Origin of the sequence: Photobacterium sp. GB-1 (assembly GCF_003026165.1) — a bacterium.
GTDB lineage: Bacteria > Pseudomonadota > Gammaproteobacteria > Enterobacterales > Vibrionaceae > Photobacterium.
Map to the genome: position 1 here is coordinate 1 of NZ_PYOB01000070.1, position 544 is coordinate 544.

Below are 544 nucleotides of genomic sequence, written 5' to 3' on the forward strand. Positions count from 1 at the left end.
GCGAAGCCGACACCTATCCGAAGTGTTGGACAAGCCCAAGCCACCTTATATAAGTAAATATTGGAAATATCATGAAGGGTGATGACAAAAAGAAGTCGAGCGTTATCCTTGGTGTGAACCAATAACTTTAAAATTCTGATTTATAATAAAATCCTCTTTATTTTTGAAGCGTTAAAGCCATTATCCTTATTATTTAACGTCGGTTATCTGGGTCGAAATATCCCCGTTAATTGCATCACATGTTGGCAGCAGGGGCAAAAGGGTTGGGCTTTTATACGTACCGTTTTATTCAGTGAGGGCAACGTCAGTTGCCCGGCTAACATGAACATAAATTGGATAGCTTGAAGCCGCTTCTTTTCATGCCCTCGCAACAAACCATAATCACGTACTCGTCGAAACCCTTTCGGTAACACATGCTGCAATATCAACCAAAGAAATTGCAACACGGGTAACGTGCGTGTCTTCATCGTTTGAGTTTGGCTATCTTTATAACGAAATGTCACCTGTTCATTATTGATATACAGAATGTCTTTATCCGCAATTA

The 544-nt window shown here is 40.1% G+C and carries 1 protein-coding gene; it reads right to left on the reverse strand.

From position 1 onward, the window contains the following. Positions 1 to 203: 203 nt before the first annotated feature. Positions 204 to 544: transposase (locus tag C9J45_RS21475; RefSeq protein WP_199190667.1), on the reverse strand; the 341-nt coding region annotated here is incomplete at its 5' end.